Origin of the sequence: Paraburkholderia sp. J8-2 (genome assembly GCF_905220195.1) — a bacterium.
Lineage (GTDB): Bacteria > Pseudomonadota > Gammaproteobacteria > Burkholderiales > Burkholderiaceae > Paraburkholderia.
The window spans coordinates 68,948-90,241 of record NZ_CAJMZA010000006.1; the positions used below are offsets into that span (position 1 = coordinate 68,948).

Below are 21,294 nucleotides of genomic sequence, written 5' to 3' on the forward strand. Positions count from 1 at the left end.
TTAGTGCGTGGGCGATACCGCATGACGAATTATTCTCGGCTCACGATGCCGCGCGACGAGCGGCGCGATACTCACGCACCCACACCCGCGTGCCTGAAGGTCATTGCAGCGACAGGTACCCCGCCTTCGAGAAACGGACAAATTCTCGCGACGAGTTCCGCAACCCGATCGAGGGCTCTTCGCTGCGTTCATGGGCGCTTTTCTGATCCCCAAGAACTGGTCCCCCCACCGATCTCGCGCAGGAGATTTTGTCGTTCCCGCCCCATAGCCAGCCAAACGGCAGCAACGAACGAAATGAAGAGAAGGGACATCGCTGCGTAATACATGCCCAATGCGATCTCTTTCGGTAACTCTGTGCCCCATTTCCCGATCTCAGGCGCAGCCTCGATTGCAGATGAGTGGATAAATGCAAAGACGCTGTCAATCGCCTCACCACCTACCTCAAGCCACCACATCCCGGTCCCACGAAGAACATCACGTAGCGCGTGAGCGGGCACCGCACCGATCGCTTCCAGCGCGCCGGCGAGCCCGAGCGTAACAGTGACTGCCCACGAGAAGATCCGCTCAGCCTTCGATGGCTGCACCGGCGTCTCACGTTTCCTGTGAGGGACTAAAGCGTTCATGTCGGTACCTGTGAGTTAGCGATATGCCGGCAAATCCCGGCGCCGGGGCTCCGCACCCCCCCAACGATCGATTTAGATACTCCCCGCCGCCTGCCCCGGAAATACGAGCGAGCCGTGCCATGGCTCGAAAACGCGGAACATCACGAACCCGCGCGATTCAAAGAAATCCCGATCGATTCCCGATTGTGGCCAGTCCGAGGGCAACTCGACCACTGTCACGCCGAACGTCAAGGTGACTCCGCCCTCCCCTCCGACGTGAGCAACACGGCGTTGATCCGGATGCGCGGCGCACAGCGCGTCGAATGTCAGCTGCATGGGTGCGATCATGGGCGAGTGTCCTACTCGAAGTTCTTGAGATGCGTTCGGCCTGCGGCCGCAAAGCGCTCGATCTTTTGGAAGTCCTTGCTGCCATCCGGATGCTCGAGGCCGCTGTTCGCGTCGATTCCCGCAGGGTTGACGTGGCGGATTGCAGACTCCACATTGTCTGGGGTGAGCCCCCCAGCCAGGATTACGGGGACATCGACCGATGCAACAATCTGGCGGCTCAAATTCCAGTCGTGAGTGAGCCCAGTACCGCCCAGACGATCTTTCGTTCTGGAGTCGAGGATCAGCATGTCTGCAAACCCGGACAACGTACGCGCGTGCGCGATCGCGTCTTCGCCCTGTACGTGCACGGCCTTGATCAGTTTGATAGCCGGCATACGCGTGCGCAGCGCGGCGATCCCTTCTACCGGCAATTCATCGTGAATCTGGATCGCCGACACGCCCGTGCTCGAGGCAACGGCCGCAATCTCATCTACGTCCAGCAGGTGTGTGACCATGACCGTACGAATCGACCGGGGAAGAGCGCGAACGATCTCGCGCCCGGTAGCCGGCGTGATCTTGTCCTCGGCGACGTGTGTAATGCCCATGAGCAGACCAATCGTGTTCGCGCCCGCGCGAGTCGCGCCAAGCGCTTCGTCCACTGACTGAATGCCGCACACCTTGATAAATGAATCCATTCGATCTCTGCCTTCTGGCTAATGCCCTTGTCGTAAGGAATATCTAGAATTCCAGTCGGATCGGCGGCCACCACTCCCGCCCACTCTTCGCGAAGAGCCGACTGCGCTCGGCACCCTCAATACGGAGCGTTACGTTCGTGGCGCCGGTTCTATCTTGTAACCACGTGACGCCTGGACGATCGCTGCCGCGCTGTCCGTTGAAGGAAATTTCTCCTTCCGGAAATACCATGACGCTGTGTCCAGCGAGGAGCTCGCGCATCAACGAACGCATGCCGTACGGCGCGCGCGCGTCGAGTGGCACGACACGTCCCAGGCCGAGCCACGACAGAACGCGCAGTCCGGTGGCCGCGACGGTCGCCCGTCTTGCCCAGTCGGTATCGACTGCAAATGCCATCGGCAGGGGCGCCGCGAGCGCGACGATAATCCCATCAACAAGCGAGACGTGGTTGCAGGTAACGATGCAAGCCTCGCTGTGAAGGGCATCTAGCGTGTCCGGGGAATATACGACGCGTACGCGCAGCGCGAGCAGCAGCGCGCGACGAAGCACGAAGAAGGCCATTCGCAAAGGCCGATTGAGTACACGCACGGGACGCGATCCAGGTCGGAGGTGTCGATTACCAGCTGCTCTTCAGCGCAGGATCGCTCGGCACCTGAGGGAGCCCCAACGTGTCACCGAGTGATCGAAGCTTGGGAAGACCCGAGAGCGTAACGAGCTTGTCGGTCCGATGATCCCTGAACACGATCATGGGCGTGCCTCGCATTCCGAATCTCTGAGCCAGATGAAGGTTCGAGAGAAGCTCAGCCTGCGTTTCAGGAGACAACTTGACCGGCTCGATGCCCGCGCTTTCCTCTTGCTCGACATACCCTGCATGCGCGGCCTTGAGCGCAGCGGCCGGGTCAGAGGCCTGAAGAATCGCCGCAGCCTTTCCCGCCGAATCGGGCTTAATGATGCCGACCGGGACCCATCGTACCTGGAGCCCCTCCTTTTCATACGGCTGCAGTGCCTGCCAGAGGATGTGACAGTAGATGCAGTTCGGATCCATCACGGCGTACACAACCTGCGTGGGCTTTGTCGCCCCTTCGGTGATGAAGGTGGACCGTTCAAACTGCGGCCACATCGGGTCCTGGATGTATGTCTCGACGTACGAAGCGGTCAGGTTCCTGCCCGCAGCGTCAACGATATTGCCCAAAAACGCGTACTTGCCGTCGGACGTGGTGTAAATCAAAGCCGGAGGCAGCTCGCCTTTTTCAATCACCCAGCCTTTAAGGCCGGTCGGAGTATCGAAGGCCTGCGTTGCGTGAGTCCCGGCGCCGGCAACACGTGTGACGACTTCTGGCAGCGGCGGAACCGAGGCCTCCGGTACGAGAGACTCGGAGGCGACCGCTTGCGCGCCTTGCGCCGAGAGTATGGTCAATGAAAGCGTGAACAGGAAAAGCGCGCCAGAGGTACGTCGAATGAATGACATAAGGCTCTCGTGTGGAAAGGATGACGTCCCGCTGGGGTATCTCGCCCAAGGGAAGACTGAGAGCCTGTACGGCGTTCCGCCCTGAAGTTTTAGGGGTTACGTGAAAAAAGGCGCTTCCCGGAGTTCGAAAGAGAGGTGAACGCTTTTTCACGTAAAACTACATAACACGTATTAAAAGATACACTTTGCGTGCGCCTGCTCCTCTCGAACGCAATCACGCTCCGACTCGCTCAAAAATCTCATTTCAAATCACGCGAAGCGGCGCAATTTCGTGAAACATTTTCAGTGGGTCCTGGGGAAATGCCCACTGGACAGAGCTTTCACCGGAATATTCTATTTTGAGAGGATGTTTCACGGAAGGCGGGCTGACGCCGCCTTCCCAAGGGCTTTACGCTCGTGCCGCTATTGCGAAGAGTTCTGGACGGCTTTCAGCAAGACGCTGACGGAGAGCAAGCGCCCTCCCCTGAGAGCAGCCAATATAACCAACGATTGCGCCGACGGTCGGAAGCAAGCATCCGGCTTCGATAGCGCTCGTCAGACGCTCCACCTCCGACGCTTCATCACGCACCGGCTGAGTGTGTATCTGGTCGCACGTTGTCCGCACCACCGATGCAGCAAGTGTGTCCTCAACGCCGGGCGTGCCAACTGGCTCAGCGGCACAGAACACATCATTCGCCGGCTCGATTGACGGATTGGCCACGACCGGCCGAACCTCTGCGCGTCCCGCATGCCTCACCGATTCTTGCAAAATCCGCTCATCGGACGGCACCGTGAAAGCGGTCGTAGCGTATAGCCAAGCGACGGCCGCAACACCATCTAACATCCACCCCAGACACGCCGCGATCACGACACCCGCCACCGGCAGGCTCAGCCCCGTGAAACCCGCGATCACTCCAACGAATGGGTCAGTACGGGCCAGTGCCCGATCCTGCGCGAGCGTCGCCGCCGCGGCCGCGCCCGCGTCCTCAATCCGCTCCGCGCGCTGAGCCTCCTGATCCTCGATCCGCAAGGCTGCAAGACGGGCCTGTGTCGCCATCTTGCGCGCATGCAGGCCCTCGCAGCGAGCATCGCACGCCTGAACCTTGAGCAGTTCGAACGTACGCGTTGCCGTCGCAATGTCGGCCGCAATCGCCGTGCGCGAGCGCGTCTTTTGGGCCACCTGCGCTGGAGAGGCCGATTGGATCCTCTCTGCGCGCTGCTCCCCGGTCCCACGCTGGGCGTTCAGGAAGAACGTCGTGTGCGTGTAGCCGACAGCTAGGAACGCGGCCACCCACAACACAAGGCCGGCCAACTTCGGGATCAGCGTCGCGCGCCGACCCAGCGCCGGTAGCAGGTGCGCGGCGAGCAGAAGCACCACCCCTGTTGCAATCCACGCTGCCCGCTCCGCGAGCGTCGCGCCGCGCTCGATGCCGGCAATCACGGTAATGAGCAACGACGTACCGGTAGCCAAAACGCCCAGCAGCACGCAGGCAATGCGCCAGCCCAGGGCAGGCTGGCGAGCCGGAGTGGATGCGGCAAATGCAGGTATTGACATGAGCACCCCAGAAAACGCCTACGCCTGATGGGCCTGCTCGAGCAACTGCTCGATATCCTGGTAGAGTTTTTCCCGCAGCGTAGGCGGCAGTCCGCCGAATTCCAGCATCAGCCCGTCGTTGCCGCGCATTGCAAGGCGCCCTTGCGCGACCCCATGCTGGTGCCGAATCTCCACGACGCGCGCCCCTGCCAGATCCGCCTCTGGCACGGTGACGTGCGGCGCCGCGTTGACCCGGCTTGCGGCCGAGCGGCGACGTCCCCCACGCGGATTAGAGACTGGGAGGCTGTGCGCGCTCGCAAACCGTGACCGGTATTCCTGAACGTGCTTCGTCGTCATCTTCCGGCGCACGATCTCGTCGATCAGTTTGCGCGTCGCTTCCTCGTCTCCGCTACTCTGCTCGTGAAACCTCGCTACCTCATACGACATCCGCGTGTTGAAATGATCCGGCTCTCCCACCATGATCTCCATGACGGCGTAAGGCAGCGTGTTCAGCTTCAGGACTTGTGTAATCGTCGCCTCGCTCTTCCCGAGGGCCTCTGCGAGATCCTTCTGCGACGAAAACTCGCCGCTATCCAGATAGCGTTTCCAGCTAACCGCATCGTCGAAGGGTGTCTGCTCGGAACGTTGCGTGTTGAGATCATGACCAAGCTTGTAGCTCTCAATGCCGGGCTCCATGTCGATGACAATCGCCAGCGCCTTTGACTTGCGCGCCTCCCGGAGCGCGCGCACGCGCGAGCCTCCGTCATGCACGATGTAGTGACCGGGCTTGGCGTAGTCGGGCGACACGACGATTGGCTGTTGCTGCTCCGACTGCAGAATACTTGTCACAAGGCTGCGAATCTTCGCTGCGTTGTAGAAGTGCCGCGGGTTGTACTGCGAAACCGTCAGTCGATCGAGCGGAATCGTGACGTTTTGGCGCGGCGTGTAATGATATTCACGGCACCACTGCTTGTAGCGCTCGGTCAGCTCGACGCCCTCGGGGAATTCAATAGCGGCGGCCGGTTGTGTGTGCGCCGCCAGATCGACAGCGCGCTCTGGATCGCGGATCGATTCCGCAAGTCGAAATTGCGCCAGCTTTGACTCGCGTGCGCTAGCGAGCGGGCCTGTCGCATCGGCTTCGGGAGAAGGGTTCGAGCTCAGGGTGTTCGCTCGCGCCTGACGTCGAGCGAGAAGGTCGTCGGTTTGAGACATACGACTTGCCATGTGACTACTCCTTATCGGCTTGCCGTCGCGCGGCGACCGGCTTTCGTCTTCGATTGGGGCTTCACGACATCGGGAAACATCGCCAGCACTTCGTTGGACAGGGCGGTAACCTCCCCTGCCGCATGCTGGGAGGAGGAATCACGGCGCTGATAGACCGTCTGCCCGCGCTCATAGGCATTCGGGTGGCATTCCCGCGAGCGGATCCGCGTATCGAAGGTCTTGTGCCCTTCCTGCTCGATGATGGCAATACACGTCTTGGCGAGTACGCGCTCTTCGTCGACGACCTGATTAAAGAGATACGCGTAGCGCAAATCCGGGTTGTCAAGCTGCGCTGTGCGAATTTCCGTGAGCAGATCTGCTGTCGCGTCGAAATCCATGGTCGTTAGCCGCATTGGGATGATCACAAGGTCGCTGACGAGAAGCAGCTTGGAAGTCTTGAGTTCGACCTGCGGGCGGCCGTCGATGACGATGAAGTCGTAATTGTCGATCTGCTTTTCAAGCTCGTTGGCGATCGTATGCCCTGCGCGCGCGAGATTGGTGTACGGATACGGAATACTCCCATCGCCGTTGCTAAACCATTTGGCCACGCTGTTTTGTGGGTCGATGTCGACGACAAGCACCCGATAGCCTTGCTCATGCAAACCAGCTGCGAGATTCATCGTCGTTGTCGTTTTTCCGCTACCGCCCTTCTGGTTGTAGACGTAAAGGATCTTTGCGACAGTTTGTTCGATGGCCTGTTCGGCTGCCAGTGACATGGCACTCCCCTCTTGATTGAGTTTGCTTGAGCAAACCGGATCTCTCAGAAAAGCCGGATTCCCGCTGAATTCGGCCCGCTGACAACCTCACGAAAACACAATCTTCGCGATTGGAAGTCTGAAAAAGACATTTCGGAAAGCATATCTGTATTTGAATAAAACACAAACAGAATTCAGGACTAGAGCCCCCTTCTTTTCGGCTTCGTTGCACGAGGCCAACGAAATTAGTTTGCTCGTGCAAATTCCAACGATGACTGATCGCCCTCGGCACCCCTCGATGCTGCCGCCCGCTGCACCTGCAGACCCTCGGCGAGCATCTTCGAAGGAACCTAGAAGAAAGGAGACGCCCTTGAGTTTGCTCAAGCAAATCCAAGGGCGCTTCTACACATCAACGGGATGGGCGCAAGTGACCCCGTAGCGATGAACATCAGCTTCCCGTTGCACGCGGAACACAATGCGCCCCTGACCGACATACGGGTTCGGTTTGCTCGAGCAAACTAAAGCTGGAGAGATTTCCCGAAACTGTAGTTAGCAGCACCCCCTCGCTGTTACTGCCAGTGGTGATGACTTGAGGGTTCCATACCCTTTGTCGCCACCCTGTCGGCGCATTCTCAAGCGCTGTGCGGTTTGCTCAAGCAAACCCTCGCTGCAATCCCTGACAACAACCCGGCCTCGGCGCGAGGTTTCATACCGCGCGATATCTACTGTTGACGTTGGAGTTCGAAGGCTTTGTCGGCGAGCGAAACAGCGATTGAGTTTGCCCAAGCAAACCGAAGGGCAAATCTCGCTCTGCGCGGATGTTAGGTCATACACGCTGCACCCCGATCCGTAGTGCGAGTTGTCCGTGATGTTCGGTTGATTGACTTGCGGACCAAGTGGCAGCGAGGGGGTTTGCTCGAGCAAACCATGAACCCCGCGGGTATCCCGATCGGGCGCGATGTATGACCAGGAACGTCGCCCGCTGCCTCGTCGATCGCGGGGTACGCCGCCGCCCATCTCACATATCTAGCGCGGGCGTTAAGACTTAACGCGACCGGGCGATCTAGTTTGCTCGTGCAAACGCGGCTTCGCTCGACTGCAAGTACGCGCGGACGCGCTTCCGCCTAACAGAGCGACACGCCGTAGTTTGCTCCAGCAAACCGCGCTGGTCGTGGCACACGCAAGCACGTCGGACTCAGGCTCGACCAGGCCACTCGTCAGATTTATTTATAGGGTCGCGCCCTATTTAATTCTGACACGACGAATGAATGCGAGACATCAGGGTAGAGGGGTTAGCCGCTGAAATAGAATCGAACGGCTCGCGGTCGTGATCGACGCTATTAGCGTGAGTTATTTCGTGAAGACGCGCCGGACGTTAGGCACACGGCGGTTTGCTCAAGCAAACCCCCGTGTGCGCTGTGCTCTTGGTGAAGCCAGAGTAGGGTGGGCCCGCGAGGATCAAGCCCAATGTGTGAATTGCATGAGCATAGACTGTTGCTCGCGCAACCTTAGCCTCGCGTTACTGCTCGACGGCCGCGGCTTTCATCTGGCGAGTGATCTCGACCGTCAACCACGAAGTAAACGCGGTGCGCTCGGCGACCTTCCGGAAAGCTCCGGTGTCCGGGTTGTAACTGGTCGCCGCTCCGCCGCCCGTCACATACAACTGGGCATATTGCTTTCGGTCCTCATCACTAAGTGCCTTAATCGCCATCCGCGTCTGAGCGCCTTTGAGCTCAGCTGCCTGCTCTTGAGCGGCACGTTTCTGCTCGGCCTCGCTAGGAGGTTTTCGTTGAGGCGCGACATCGCCGTCACCAAGATCCAGGCTCGCCTGTGATTCGAAGACCGTTCGCGCGTAGCCTGCCGCATTGGTGCGAACCATGTTCTTGCTGATTCGATCTTCCACGTACAGGGCGGCTTTCGCCGCACGCTCCGGGTCTTGCGCAATCCACGATATTGCGAGCGACTCACCAATCCCGATCGCCGCCAATCGCTTGAAAGTATCGGACTCACGGATCTTGTTGGCCGTGTCAGAGTCCTTGACCCATGTCGGCCCGGCATTCTGTCGATCTTCGACCACCTTTACTGAGAACCGAATCTCCACAACGCGTCGGTTCTTGCGATTGAATTCGGGCTCGATGTAGATGTCCGAGATCCGATTGACCATCGCAATAGCCTTTTGAAGCACTTGAGCGTTGAAAAACTTGAACTCATCGTACGTGCTCGCCTCGGCCCCCAGCAGCCGTCGCCATGTGGCTACTTCGATAAATCCTGTGGAACCAGTCCCGGTAAAACGCAGGCAATTCTCATAGAGCGAAAGCGCGTAACCACTATCGAAGTTGCGTTGCAGGTTGAGATTGATGAGTGTATAGACTTCCGGGTTGGCGAACTTCTGCGCGAGGAAGTTACTGAACTCGTAGTGACACACGCCGGCCTTGAAACCTGCGTATGCGAGTAGGGGAGCTGCTTCCCAGTCATCCTTGCTCTGCTTCAGGAGGTCAAACTCCAGTTTTGTGGACATGACCTTGAGAACAGCCTCTTTCAGCGCCTTGATATTCTTGCTGTCGAAACCGATGATTTCGGAGAGGATGGCTAACGGGATCGAGTGCTGCGGCTTCTCGAGCAGACCGTCGTAGGCATTGGCGAGGAGCACGTTAAAAATCTTGCGCTCGACGAAAGACAGCCCTCCGGCCATATGAATTGCGGCAACGTGCTTTCGCAACTCCTGCGGGACAACAATCCTCTTCCTCTTCTCGGCGGCACTACTAGCCGGAAGCGCCTTTTGATCATTCTTTCGCGACATTGACCCTCCATTGCTTGCAAGGATTCTAGGCCGCAAAAGTTAGTGTGGCAAATTTCGACTATTACCTTTGACGTAAACGAGACAATTCGACCCGAAGGTCGGTCACAGCAGATATCCGAAGCGAATGGAAGCCGCGAGTCTATTCGCCACGCCAAAACTTTGGCTCTCTCGCGATGCGCGGCGCGCTAGTGAGTGATGTGTTTGCGGGCGACGACCACGGCACGAGACGGGAGCAACCGACGCCCTAGGGCTCTGCGAGGATCGCTGTCAGAAAGCCTCTGTTTAGAGCGCTAGCCGACGCGCCCCCCCCACAAACACTTACCTTTGTGGATCACGATCCTTCTCCTCCTCAGGATGCAACGCGCAGCAAATCGTGAGCCCCGCCCCGCGCGCTTCCCCGGTGTTTCGCCCCACAAAGACTAACCTTTCCAGCAAAGCCAACGCCCCATAAACGCTCACCTTTGGACAGCAGGCACTGATACCGTTGCGCCGAGCCCTCAATGGTGCCCATTTGTGGGTGAAAATTGCACGCGTATGCGCGACGCATCCCCATAGTGCGTTACCTCACGCCCCCCCACAGACTCTAACCAACCAAATGAGCGGCGGCCCCAAAAAATCTTACCTATCGCAGGCAACGACTCCGCCCCACAAACACTCACCTTTCTGGGCTTAGGCCACACCCCACAAACTCTTACCTTTCAAAGATGCCGGGGGATCCACCCCATAGACCCTCACCTTTCGTCCGGTCCCGCACTCCACCCCATAGAAACTAACTTTTAAATCGTTCGGGCGGCCCCATAAACACTCACCTTTCGTGTTCCGGCGTCCTGAAACGAGTCTAGATTACTGCTCCGATCCGCCCCATAAACCATAACCTTTGGAGAAACCTCCATCGGGGACCCTGCACAACCTGGCCAACGAGGGGCGGAGAAAGAACGTCTGATATAGGCTCTTTTCGCGGCTACCCCATAAAACCTAACCTTTGGATGGCGAACGGGTCGATGCTCGTCTCCCTGCAAACGCCCCATAAACACTCACTTTTCGTGCTGCCAACTGTATCCTACTGAAAACAAAGCATTTATTGTGATAGTGGGCACTCACGTCGGATTCGAAACGCCCCCATAGAATCTAACCTTTGATGCTGCACGACCCCATGGCGGGATGCATTTTGTCCATCGCCCCATGCGCAACAACCTTTGCCCATAAAGACTAACCTCCGAAAGTTATCCACATACCCTAGGGCCATAAATAATATTTAAAATCAATATCCTAGGACTGGCTTCCAGGGCCCGACATGAGGTGCCCCATAAAACCTCACTTTCCCCATAAAGCCTATCCTAAGTAAGAACGCCGCCCCACAAACCCTCACCTTACGCCCCATAGACGACTACCTAAGCACGCGGAATCCCGTGCCAGGCATACGTTTCCAAGGCGTATACGTTTTTAAAGATGTTGTTTTTAAAGGAACAACAACAACCTGTTGTTGTTTTCTAGAGAGACGATTTCTCTTGCCAACCGCTCGGGCAAGCCAACGCCCGCCAACCCCACTTGAGCAAACCGCTTTCCATCCGCGCGGACGTCGCCAGAGCCAGGCGACCTGCGTGAGCTATTGCCACGTCGGGCGATTCGAAGTGGTACCCCCTGAAAGCGGTGCTTTACAGACGGATATTCGGAGGTCGCTTCACGTGCTCGCTCCGTACCATCGCCCACATGGAGCTAACAGTAAAACAGCCGCAGGACCTGTTGCGCGCCGTCGACGAGCGCACAGGCCTGCTCGCGCGGATCCGCAGCGCGTCCGAGATGAACCCGGGTGCGTTCGACAAATTCTGGTTGCCGAAGATTCTCGCCGTCGCCGACTACGTTCAGGAGGTCCCCTACGAGCAGGGGTGCTATGCCGAGCATGGTGGAATGCTCCGATATGCGCTCATGTCCGCGTACTACGCGCTGCAGGTGGCGAGCGGGCGCTTCTTCACCGGTAGTCATGGGGCGGAGAAGCGCCGGACCCTGGTACCGCAATACCGCTTTGCCGTCTTCGTCGCCACGCTCGCGGGAATACCCGCGACGCTGCACGCGCGATTAATCATCCGCGCAGCCGCGAAGACGTGGACGCCGTTTCATGCTTTTCCCGCTATCGGTCAATGGGCCCGTCAGCAGGACGCGACGGGGCGCTATTCGGTTGAGCTGCGGCAAACGCAGCTCAAGATCTCGGCCTCGAACGCTGTGGCCTGGTCTGCTGATCTGATGGGCATCGGCACCTGGCAGGAATTCGATGAGGAGGTAGCGCTCGTTGCGCACGATGCCATCTACCAGATCGAGCCGAAGACAGGCGAGGCGACGGTGATCACTTGTGTTCGAACAGCGACGCGCATCGCACGCGAGTTCGAGCTCAAGCATATGAATGGCCAGTACGTCGCGAAGGAAGTTCCCGAGGGCATTACACCCGCGCTCATCGAAGAAGCCGGTGCCGCGATACAGGCAAGTCAGGCTGTCGCGAATCCTCCTTCGCCGCCGGCGACAGAAAAGAGTGCGCAGAAACAGGCAGAGGAAAGGCCACAGCCGAAACCGGAAGCGCCGTCTGAAGTCAAGCCGCACGCCGGCGGACCTAGCGCTGCAACAAGGCCTTCGCCGACACCGTCGGCGCCGTCCGCGGAAGCACCAGCAACACCTGCTGTGTCGGTGACGATCAAAGACAGCGAGCAAGCCGCACTGGCCGCGATCGGCATCCACGCGCCAGAGCCAGAGCCTGCGCCAAGCGTGCCCGCCGCTCCCAAGCTACCGGACATCGTCCTTGAAATCTTCCAGACGATCTGCAAACGCGCGGACCATGAGGAAGCGAAGAAGTCCTGGCAGATCGTCGAGCAGGGGATCTCTGTACCAAATGGCACGTTTAGTCGCCTCGGGCTGCCGACCGCCTCCGTGATGAACATCCTCCGCGAGCACGGTCTCATCGTCGAAACGCCGCGAAACCGCACCCACGTGATCCTCGACATGCGCACCCACTCCCTTCTGTTTGGTTGACCATGCGTACCTATCACGACATGTTCCGTCCGGCCTATGAGGCCCCCGCCGCGGTGGGTTGGACGCTTGGTGCACTAGTAGTCATTGGTGCCGCGACGGTTGGCCCGGTACCGCTTTTGTGGGGGCTGCTCGCCATACCCTTTCTCGTCTTTGCATTTCTGCGTGCTCGGCAGGCAGAAGGGCTGTTCCGCTTCCGGCTGTCGCTGAGCGGGTATCGCATCGAGGAAATCTCGGTGGCGACGCTGCTCCAGCGCGCGAAGCTCATGTTCGACGAAAGGAAGCTTTACATCGGCAACGGATTCGAGTGGGGGCAAAGGCAAACGGAAGTCGCCATTCACCTAATGCGTCGCGACCAAAGCGACATCCCTGAGGTCCCGGGTTGGATTCCGAAGCGCTTAGTCGAGCGCATGAAGCCGAAAGGATGGAAGTCGCCGGAAGAGGTCGACATGATCGGGGTGCCGTGGATCCATGGCATCGAACCGGAGGAGACGACGCTCGGCGCAGGCTTTGGCACGCTCGAAGGTCATACCTTGGTCGCTGGCACGACCCGCGCAGGGAAAACCAAGTTCTACGAGATGCTGCTCACCGTTTTGGTGTACATGCGCAAGACGATCATCTTCATCGATCCGAAGGGCGACAAGGACATCGAAAATCGACTGCGCAACGAATGCAAGAAGCTTGGCCGAAAGTTCCTCTTTTTCCACCCGGCCCACCCGACGAAATCCATTCGGCTCTCGATCCTCGCCAACTGGAACAACATGTCGGATCTCGCGTCGCGCGTGTCCGAACAACTCGATGCTACGGGCTCATTCGAGGCGTTTGCCTGGAAGACGCTGTACGGGATCATTCGGGGTGAACTCAAGGACGGCCGGCAACCGACAATCCGCTCGATTAAGCGTTGGACGCAGGTCGGGGTGGAGGGGCTGCTCTCCAGTATCCTCAAGAAGTGGTTTATCGAGCACGGCATCACAACATGGGAGGTGGACGCCAAGGCGCTCGGAGCACCAAAGGACGCGGATCCTGTCATTCCGATGATTGCGCTGTATCAGAAGGTCGGACAGGAAAAGGGCATCCAGTTTGACGAAACGATCGATGCGCTGACGGCGATGGTCAAGCACTCGAAGGAGCACTATTCGAAGATGATTCAAGTGCTTGAGCCCCTGCTCGAGATGCTTGGGTCGGAAGAAGTGGGCCGCATGCTCTCGCCGGACGCGACGGACGTATTCGATGAGCGGGAGATCTACGACACGGGCAAGATCATTGCCGAGGGAGCCGTGCTGTATGTCGGTCTTGATTCGCTCTCGAACGCGACGATTGGGTCCGCGATCGGCTCAATCATTCTGGCCGACATCGCCAGCGTCTGCGGCCGCATCTACAACTTCGAAGGCAAGAACGATGTCCACCTGTTTGTCGATGAGGCAGCTGAAGCTATCAACAACCAGTTGATCCAGATCCTGAACAAGGGCGGCGGTGCGGGTATGAAGTGCTACATTGCCACCCAGACCATCTCCGACTTCGTCGCACGCATGGAGTCCAATCCAAAAGCGATGCAGGCGCTCGGCAACCTGAACAACATCATCTCGTTGCGCCTGAAGGATGTCGATACCGCAAAGTGGATCTCGGCCTCGTTTGGGTCAACCGGGTTCCGGGACGAGTCCCGCTCAGTGAGTTCGGGTCGATCGAGTACCGCTAACCCCACAGACTTCTCGGGTTCGGGATCGCGATCGATGAGTGTGAAGGACGTACCGTTCGTGAAGGAGGATCTGCTCCTGCGCTTGCCTCCCATGAACTATTTCGCCTTCATCGGCGGGAGCCGGCTGTACAAAGGGCGCGTGCCGATCATCAAGCAGTGACGTTGCGACCGGCAGCCGGGCTAAGCAGCACTAACGAATTGTAGGGATAGCGGGCATGGAGAGAATTACGGAAAGCATGGCGGCGCCTATCGCGATGTCGCGTGTCGCGCGGGATGGCATGCTGTTCAACAAGGCACGTGACATCTGGGTCGATCACGCGATGCTCGAGCTCGCATCTGACAAGCTCTCATTGCATTTCGGCTCTTCACTGCCGGGACGCAATGGACCACTGCTCCAGGCGTGTCTGGTCGACGCGATCTCAGCGTATCGCTCGGCGGAAGGGGAAGGGGCGCGGGCAGCCTTCGTTGCCTACCTCGTTGCGTTGCTTCGTCGGGCGACGGACGTATTCGATTTGTCCGTTCAGGCCGAAGTGGTGGATGGGATTGTGTGCTGGGATCCGCTCGCGCAGTCGCTCTCGGAATTCGTTGCGGCAAACGGCGGAGTAGACGTGAGCGTATCGCGGCGGGAGAAGCGCGCAGCGTTAGAAGAGATCCCCGACGAATCTATGTTGTTGCTGGCAGCGCGGTTGATGCCTGAATCTGTCGGACGATTTCTCGTACGCCACGTAGCAGGGCAGAGGTAATGCATGGCACGCGCGCGCGACAACCCGTTTATCAGCAAGATCTACTTCTGGTGGATCATTGCGCCCGTGATCAGCTTTGTTCTGTTTCCGCTCCTCCTGCAAGACTCGACCTTCCGGATTGCGCCAGACGAAATTGAGTTCGTACGCGACTGCGGCCGGAACGTGGAGAGCGTTACCGCGTCCGCGACTGCGGCCTTCCGGTCGGCATTTGTCGAAACGCAGGTCGTCGCAATGACCGTAGGTCAGTACGAAAGGGCAGAGGACTCGGACTACAGGGGATATGCCCGGATCGGGACATACATGCACGCGTATATGACGCGGATGTGGCTCATGGTCTTTCGTGCGATGTGGAGGCTCGACGCTCTCTGGCCGCTCTGCCTTGTCGGCTTTTTTGGCATCTTCCTGCCGTTCTTGACCGACGGGTTGGTGGTGCGCGCCAAACGCAGGAGCGAGTTTGGGCTCTACAACCCGATTTCCTTCAACATCAGCGGTACGGGATCTGCGATTTTCATCGGATGGCTCTTTTACCTCCCGCTCGTTCCCTGGCCTCTAAGTAGCCTGATGCTGTTCGGGTTCTTCATGGGTCTTGGCCTAATGACCTACTTGACGGTTGGCTCCTTCCAGAGCCGGACCTGAACTCAGCGCATCCGTCGAACTCGATCAACGCGACGCCACGCCACGATGCACTCGTAGCGTGGCGTTGCCGCTTTCACGCGTTGCGCCCGATCGAAAGGTAGGCTGGAGCGGGAGCACTTCGCCGGATCACGTAGATTCCAGTGCAGCACAACAGTGGCACGACCCGCCGATGGGGCCTCGAGTTTGCTCGAGCAAACTGTGTATTTGGTAAAACAACTGCACGGGTCTGACCGCCGACCGGAAAGCTCCACCGAAACCTGCCACCCGAATCGTTCTCTGAATCGCCACACCAGGACCGTCATGTCGCCAGGGAAGACTTGCCGCGAGCACTCCCCAGGTCGTAAATAGCAGAACTCGCAAGCGACGAGGTCTATTGAAATCAAGGACATAGGTGACCCATCGCTGTCAGCCGCTGACACTCGGTTTGCGATACCGCGGTCCGCACGCGGACGCACGATGCACCCGTCAATGGCTTGGAGCGGGGTGCGTTCCATCCGGACGAGACGCGTGCCACCTAATCCTTTGAAAGGAGCGACGCGCAATGTGTCGCCCCGTACGGTGGTCGCGCTGGACCTCGTCGCGGCGCACCACCAAAAATAAATATCGCCAATCTCAGCGCGGCTTTCGTGGTCGGTAGAGGGATTGCGATCGACAGAATGCTCGTGAAAGCGGTGCCGTGTGGGCATCAGCTGTAGATATCGAAACGAGCTAGACCATGTCGCACCCTCTTCAAACTGCCCTTTTGGGGCTACAGGAGTACTTCAACGTCTCCGCATTCAGCGAGTCAATGGTCAATTTTTGCCCGTTCACCTCGCTGTTGCACGAGGCTGTCAAAGGGGATGACGCATGTCAGTGAAGCAGACTGCGCTTGGCATCCTTAAGGAGAGTCTGCGCCCGCTCCAGGAGCATTTTGAAGACGTGGCGGTCACGGAGGTGATGGTCAATCCTGGCGGGTCCGTGTTCATCGAACGCGCGGGCAAGATGATCTTCATCGAGGATGCTGACCTGAGTGACGGTGAGATCCGTGACGCCATAACTTCGCTCGGGAAATTTGTTGGCTCTTGGCCTCAACCGGACACGAAAGACACGTTCATCTCCGCGACCATCGAGAATCTTCGGATCGCCGGGGCGCTCGATCCAGCGTCCCACGGTGGTCCATCGCTATGTATTCGAAAGCACCAGCAGAGCGGAACCCGTCCCACTCTCGAACAGTTGGTTGAACGAAACATGCTTACCGAGGACCAGGCCAAGGTGCTCGTCAGTGAGTTTGTGGAGAGTAAGAGAAACGTGATGGTCGGCGGGCCGACGGGTAGCGGAAAGACGACGCTGGCCAACGCGCTATGCATGAAGATTCATCCGTTCGAGCGGGTCATCTCGGTCGAAGACTCCCTCGAGCTGGAGCCGAACCTCAAGCACCACGTTCGTCTGCTGACGAACCCGAACAAAGGTGTTACGGCAGCGCTGACCGTTCAACACACGCTTCGGGCGCGCCCCGATCGCTTGATTCTCGGTGAGACGCGGGGGCACGAGACCTTCGACCTTATCCGGGCCTTTAACTCGGGCCACGATGGGTCGCTTAGCACGATTCACGCGAGTAGCGGGGAGGACATGCTGTACGCGACCGAGATGTTGTTCCAGATGAGTCTGCCGGCGGACGCGAGCCTCTCTCCCGAGGCCGTCAGAGGCTTCATCGGCCGCGGCATTCATTTGTGTGTGCACGTGACGCGCACAGTGCGGCAGGAGTCGCCCAACGAGTATGTGTATGTCCGGAAAGTTAACGAAATCATTCGTGTAAAAGGAGTCAAAAATGGTGAATACGTCCTCGAACCGCTTTGCTGAAAGTGTCGCTCGTGTCGGTAAGGCCCCTGTCGTGCAGGCTGCAGTCTTTTGTGCAGTGCTGCTCGTTAGCCAGGCAGCGATGGCACAGAGCTCGAGCTCGGTGAATCTGAGCGGTCTGTGCATTATTCCCACGATTCTCAAGGGGGTACTCTTCATCGCGGCAATTGCCGGGGTCTTCATCTGGGCCATCGCGCACATGAATAGCAAAAACGAACTTGCCGACCTGACGATGAAGATCGGCGTGCCCTGTGTGCTGGGTGGGGCGGCCGTGACGATCATTGCGCAGCTTCTGACCAACAGCTCGACGACCTGCAGCGGTCTCTGACCGGAGCCTGTCCGATGCGAAGCAGTCCGATCAATCGCTCAATCGCCACCCCGAAGATGTCGGGGGGGCTGAGCGGCTCCGTAACCGGAATGGTCTACGGAGGCGCATTCATTTTCGGATATGTCCTGTTCAACTGGCATCCGTGGGCGGCGATCTTCCCCGCAATCGGAGCATGGGTTGCCATTCGATACTACAAGTACCTGTACCGGCAGGACGTGTACGTCTTCGAGATCCGCAAGGTCTACAACAAGATGGCCGACGCCTATCACCCGTGGCAGCGGGAGTCGCTGAAGGGCAGCGGTCGCCGTCCCCGTGGCTACGGTCGCGGTCTGCGGTGCTAGGACGTTAGAGAGGGAGTCAGGAAATGGCCACGACAGGGGAGGGTTACACCCCACTCTATTTGAACTCGGATGAAAAAGAGCGGCCGCTCCAGGAGATTGTGCCGTGGATGACCTATGTCACGGACTACATCCTCCTCAACAAGGACGGATCTCTGCTCGCCGGCTTCGAATATTCCGCCCTCGACCCCGACAACATCGACGACGAGACTGTCGATCGCGCGGTTGATGAGCTCGAGCGCGCGATAAACGCAAATTTCGACGAGCGCATTACGTTGTGGTGGAACACGAAGAGAAAGCGTACGTACAGCTATCTACGGCAATCGTTCACCAACGAGGTGTCGGCGCGGTTAGACGCCGCTTACTCCAAGCGCTTCCGCGGTGGGTACTACTTCAGGATGCACCATTGGCTTTTCGTGCTCTACACGGGCAACACCGGCGTTGACGGTGTGATGGACCGCGCGCGGCACCTGTCGTCCGAGGAGAACATGTCAATGCCCGCGGCATACATGAAAGCCTCGGTTAGCTCGATGTCGACCAATGAGGGCTTACTGCGGGACCGGAACCAGCTCGAACTCAACGTTAAGGCCTTCGAGCAGATCCTCGGGGCCTTCGTTGGGACGACGCCGGCGCTGTCGCTGCGTCCCCTCGCGGAGCGGGACCTGGACAATGCGCTCTTCCAGATTCTCAACCCAGCGAGCGAGAACGACGTAGTTGAGCGTCCGAAGGACGTCATGCTTGACGGCTGGATGCCCGCGAACTCGGTAGTCGTCGGACGGGATGTCATTCGTTTCACCGGAAACCGCGGCGATCGCTATGCGGCTGTCTACGGCGCAAAGCAGTGGCCGACGGCGAGTCACCCGATGATTCTCGAGGGGCTGTTCAAGTCCGACAACGAACTGGTCGTTTCCCAGATTGTTCGCTGCATGGGTAAGGAGCGAAGTGAGAAGGAACTGACGGAGGTGCGCAACTTCCTGAAGATGACCCAATACACGGTCTTCTCTACGCTCATGGCAAAGGCGACAGGTAGGAAGCCGGAGCCAGCACCCGGAAAGGCCGATTTGGTGAAGGACGCAGAAAGTGCCTTGAAGCGCCTAACGAAAGGCGGGCCAAACTCTGCGTATTACAACCTCTCGATCATGGTCTTTGACCACAATCGGGAGGTGCTCGAGCGCCGTTGCGCTCGCATAGAGCGCATCCTTGCAGACAAACGGCTTATCGCGCTGCGCGAACGCGAAAACCTCGGTCCGAGCTACGTCGGTATGCTTCCGGGGCAGTGGGCGTTCCAGTCGCGATACATCCTTGTTGCGAACGACAACGTTGCGGACCTCGCACCAATCTATACGATGAACCCGGGTCCCGCCGTGCATGTGCACTTCTCAGAAGTGCTCAAGCGGCGCGTGCCCGCGCACGCGATGTTCGTCGACGCCTATGGCTGCCAGTTCCGCTGGGTTCCGCACGTGGGACAGGTGGGCCACGCAATCCTGATCGCACCGACCGAATCGGGTAAGACCACGTTCGTGAACTTCTGCTTGTCGCAGTTCCAGAAGTACGTGGGCTACGAGGGCGGGGGGGTAAATACTTTTATCTTCGACCGTGACGAGTCAGTCAAGATCACGACCCTCCTTCATAAGGGTAAGCATCTCGACTACAAGTCGGGCACGATGCTTTTGAACCCGTTCAAGCTGGACGGCGGCACCGAGTTTGGGCGCACGTGGGTCCGCGAATTCATTATCCGGATGCTCAAGGAGTCGGGATATCAGACGGAACCGGAGGACACCGAGCAGATCGATAAGGTGCTCGCCCGGATGTACGAAGAAAGCTTCCGCAACCCTCGCACTCTGTCGACATTCGCTGGGCTCGTCTCGCCGAAGATTTCGACGGCCCTCGGTGAGTGGCTCAACGGCCGGCCGTATGGGATTTTCGACAATGAAGAGAACAACTTCACGCTCGAGAGCTGGACATGCATCGAGATGAAGGAACTCACGGCTATCCCGCGCCTGTTCGAGCTCTTCATGGAGTACGCGTTCCGTACGATTGATCTCTCGCTCGACGGTCGGCCAACGTTCATCTATCTGGAGGAGGCGTCCTTTCTCTTGCAGATCGAAGGGTTCGCGAAAAAGATCGTGGACTGGCTCAAAACTTTCCGGAAAAAGAACGCTTTCGTGTGGCTCACCGTTCAGAGCCCGGATGCAATCAGCGGCTCGATACGTGCGGATCTGATCGACAACATCAAAACGACGATCCTCATGTACAACAAACGCGTCAACGCGCATCGCCGGTTCTACAAGGAGAATTTCTCCCTGACCGACGCGCAGATCGATCGTATCGGTCGCCTAGTGCCGAAGAAGGAGTACATGTTCGTTCAGGACAACTTCACGCGTGTGGTCCAGACCGTATTCACGGACGAAGTGCTTCCGTATCTGCGGTCAGAGAAGCACTTGCAGAACGTATTCCTGAAACACCAGGCCACCGAAGGCACAAACCCAAACTGGCTCGACGACTACGTCGCCGAGGTCGCAACAATCAAGCCCGTGGATTATTCCCGCGAGCCCGAGGAGGAAACTGATGCGCAGCCTGCATAAAGCTATTTTCGTCGCAGCGTCGCTGCTCACAGCGGACCTCGCCTATGCGGGCGGCGGTGGAGGCGGGTCGATCGTCTTCGACCCGACGAATTTCATCGAAAACTGTATGACTGCGGCGCAAACGCTGCAGTCGGAGTCCTACGACCTGCAACAGGTAATCCAGACTGCGAGCGTGATGCAGAACACGCTCAAAAACACAGTGAATTCGGTCGCCGGGTTGACCGGGATTGGCTCTATCGGTGATGTGACTTCCTTGAAGGCGCAGTTCAATGTCGACCAGTCACTGATAAGTCAACTCGGCGGGATGTCGAATTTCGTCGGCGGAGTCATGAATCAATACGCTGCGGATTCATCGAATGGCTCCGCGACCTCATACATCCAGATGCTTGCCAATCAGGCAGCGGCACACCAGCAGAACGCGACATCTCTGATCTCGAACTACACGAACATGTCGAATGAGATGCAAAAGACGATACAGACGCGTGCGAGCATCGCTGCTCAAAACAGCGGGGCCCTCGGCACAAACGATCAGATCCAGGTGACGAACGCATCGCTCGATAACCTTGCTGAGATCAATCAGGCGTCACTGCAGGGGCTGCAGACTCTCGTGCGGCAAGCGGGTTACGACGAGTCGAGAAGGGCGGCCACTGTGAGCAATGCGTCGGACGCGGCGGCGGCCTATCAAGCGGCCACACAGCAGTCGGTCACTAACGCAAACAAGTTGCAACAGGCAACCAGCATCCTCGGATACTGATA

18 protein-coding genes are annotated in these 21,294 nt (G+C 58.4%); 9 read left to right on the forward strand and 9 right to left on the reverse strand.

Going from position 1 to position 21,294, the window contains the following annotated elements; genetic code table 11:
- Nucleotides 1–188 precede the first annotated feature (188 nt).
- The 9 genes from U5A52_RS15610 to U5A52_RS15650 all read right to left on the reverse strand — a co-directional run bounded on the left by U5A52_RS15610 (nt 189) and on the right by U5A52_RS15650 (nt 9,361).
- A complete protein-coding gene (locus U5A52_RS15610) occupies nt 189–623 on the reverse strand; it encodes a hypothetical protein (RefSeq protein WP_321935235.1) in 435 nt (144 codons plus the stop codon).
- A gap of 72 nt (nt 624–695) precedes the next feature.
- Nucleotides 696–950, reverse strand: a complete 255-nt coding sequence (locus tag U5A52_RS15615; protein ID WP_321935236.1) for a hypothetical protein — start codon at nt 948–950, stop codon at nt 696–698.
- An 11-nt stretch (nt 951–961) separates the two neighbouring features.
- Nucleotides 962–1,624 (reverse strand): phosphoribosylanthranilate isomerase, encoded by a 663-nt coding sequence (locus U5A52_RS15620; protein WP_321935237.1) that lies wholly within the window; start codon nt 1,622–1,624, stop codon nt 962–964.
- 43 nt (nt 1,625–1,667) lie between these two features.
- A complete protein-coding gene (locus U5A52_RS15625; RefSeq protein ID WP_321935238.1) occupies nt 1,668–2,183 on the reverse strand; it encodes a 1-acyl-sn-glycerol-3-phosphate acyltransferase in 516 nt (171 codons plus the stop codon).
- Between the two features lie 55 nt (nt 2,184–2,238).
- Nucleotides 2,239–3,090 (reverse strand): thiol:disulfide interchange protein DsbG, encoded by an 852-nt coding sequence (gene dsbG, locus U5A52_RS15630; RefSeq protein WP_321935239.1) that lies wholly within the window; start codon nt 3,088–3,090, stop codon nt 2,239–2,241.
- A gap of 388 nt (nt 3,091–3,478) precedes the next feature.
- Nucleotides 3,479–4,624 (reverse strand): hypothetical protein, encoded by a 1,146-nt coding sequence (locus U5A52_RS15635; protein ID WP_321935240.1) that lies wholly within the window; start codon nt 4,622–4,624, stop codon nt 3,479–3,481.
- An 18-nt stretch (nt 4,625–4,642) separates the two neighbouring features.
- On the reverse strand, nt 4,643–5,815 hold the full coding sequence (locus U5A52_RS15640; RefSeq protein ID WP_321935241.1) for a ParB/RepB/Spo0J family partition protein: 1,173 nt from the start codon (nt 5,813–5,815) through the stop codon (nt 4,643–4,645).
- A 23-nt stretch (nt 5,816–5,838) separates the two neighbouring features.
- Nucleotides 5,839–6,582, reverse strand: a complete 744-nt coding sequence (locus U5A52_RS15645; protein ID WP_321935242.1) for a ParA family protein — start codon at nt 6,580–6,582, stop codon at nt 5,839–5,841.
- A gap of 1,498 nt (nt 6,583–8,080) precedes the next feature.
- Nucleotides 8,081–9,361, reverse strand: a complete 1,281-nt coding sequence (locus U5A52_RS15650; RefSeq protein WP_321935243.1) for a replication initiation protein — start codon at nt 9,359–9,361, stop codon at nt 8,081–8,083.
- Nucleotides 9,362–11,071: 1,710 nt separating this feature from the next.
- Here U5A52_RS15650 and U5A52_RS15655 point away from each other — a divergent pair.
- The 9 genes from U5A52_RS15655 (at nt 11,072) to U5A52_RS15695 (ending at nt 21,292) form a co-directional block, all read left to right on the forward strand.
- Nucleotides 11,072–12,379 carry a TraI domain-containing protein gene (locus U5A52_RS15655; RefSeq protein ID WP_321935244.1) on the forward strand — a complete coding sequence of 436 codons (1,308 nt, stop codon included), beginning with the start codon at nt 11,072–11,074 and terminating at the stop codon, nt 12,377–12,379.
- 2 nt (nt 12,380–12,381) lie between these two features.
- Complete coding sequence (gene traD / locus U5A52_RS15660; RefSeq protein ID WP_321935245.1) at nt 12,382–14,232, forward strand: conjugative transfer system coupling protein TraD; 1,851 nt, start codon at nt 12,382–12,384, stop codon at nt 14,230–14,232.
- Between the two features lie 55 nt (nt 14,233–14,287).
- Complete coding sequence (locus tag U5A52_RS15665; protein ID WP_321935247.1) at nt 14,288–14,815, forward strand: hypothetical protein; 528 nt, start codon at nt 14,288–14,290, stop codon at nt 14,813–14,815.
- 3 nt (nt 14,816–14,818) lie between these two features.
- Nucleotides 14,819–15,451: a DUF4400 domain-containing protein gene (locus U5A52_RS15670; RefSeq protein WP_321935248.1), complete on the forward strand. Its 633-nt coding sequence runs from the start codon at nt 14,819–14,821 to the stop codon at nt 15,449–15,451.
- A gap of 846 nt (nt 15,452–16,297) precedes the next feature.
- Entirely contained in the window at nt 16,298–17,290 is a 993-nt protein-coding gene (locus U5A52_RS15675) for a CpaF family protein (protein WP_321935249.1), read from the forward strand.
- On the forward strand, nt 17,259–17,615 hold the full coding sequence (locus U5A52_RS15680; protein ID WP_321935250.1) for a hypothetical protein: 357 nt from the start codon (nt 17,259–17,261) through the stop codon (nt 17,613–17,615). Before U5A52_RS15675 ends, U5A52_RS15680 begins: the two co-directional genes overlap by 32 nt.
- 89 nt (nt 17,616–17,704) lie before the next feature.
- Nucleotides 17,705–17,956 (forward strand): hypothetical protein, encoded by a 252-nt coding sequence (locus U5A52_RS15685; RefSeq protein ID WP_321935251.1) that lies wholly within the window; start codon nt 17,705–17,707, stop codon nt 17,954–17,956.
- 23 nt (nt 17,957–17,979) lie between these two features.
- The gene (locus tag U5A52_RS15690) at nt 17,980–20,538 is read left to right on the forward strand and encodes a conjugal transfer protein TraC (RefSeq protein WP_321935252.1); all 2,559 of its coding nucleotides are present in this window, start codon (nt 17,980–17,982) and stop codon (nt 20,536–20,538) included.
- Entirely contained in the window at nt 20,522–21,292 is a 771-nt protein-coding gene (locus U5A52_RS15695; protein ID WP_321935254.1) for a hypothetical protein, read from the forward strand. The genes U5A52_RS15690 and U5A52_RS15695 overlap by 17 nt, the downstream gene beginning before the upstream one ends.
- The last annotated feature ends 2 nt before the right edge of the window (nt 21,293–21,294 follow it).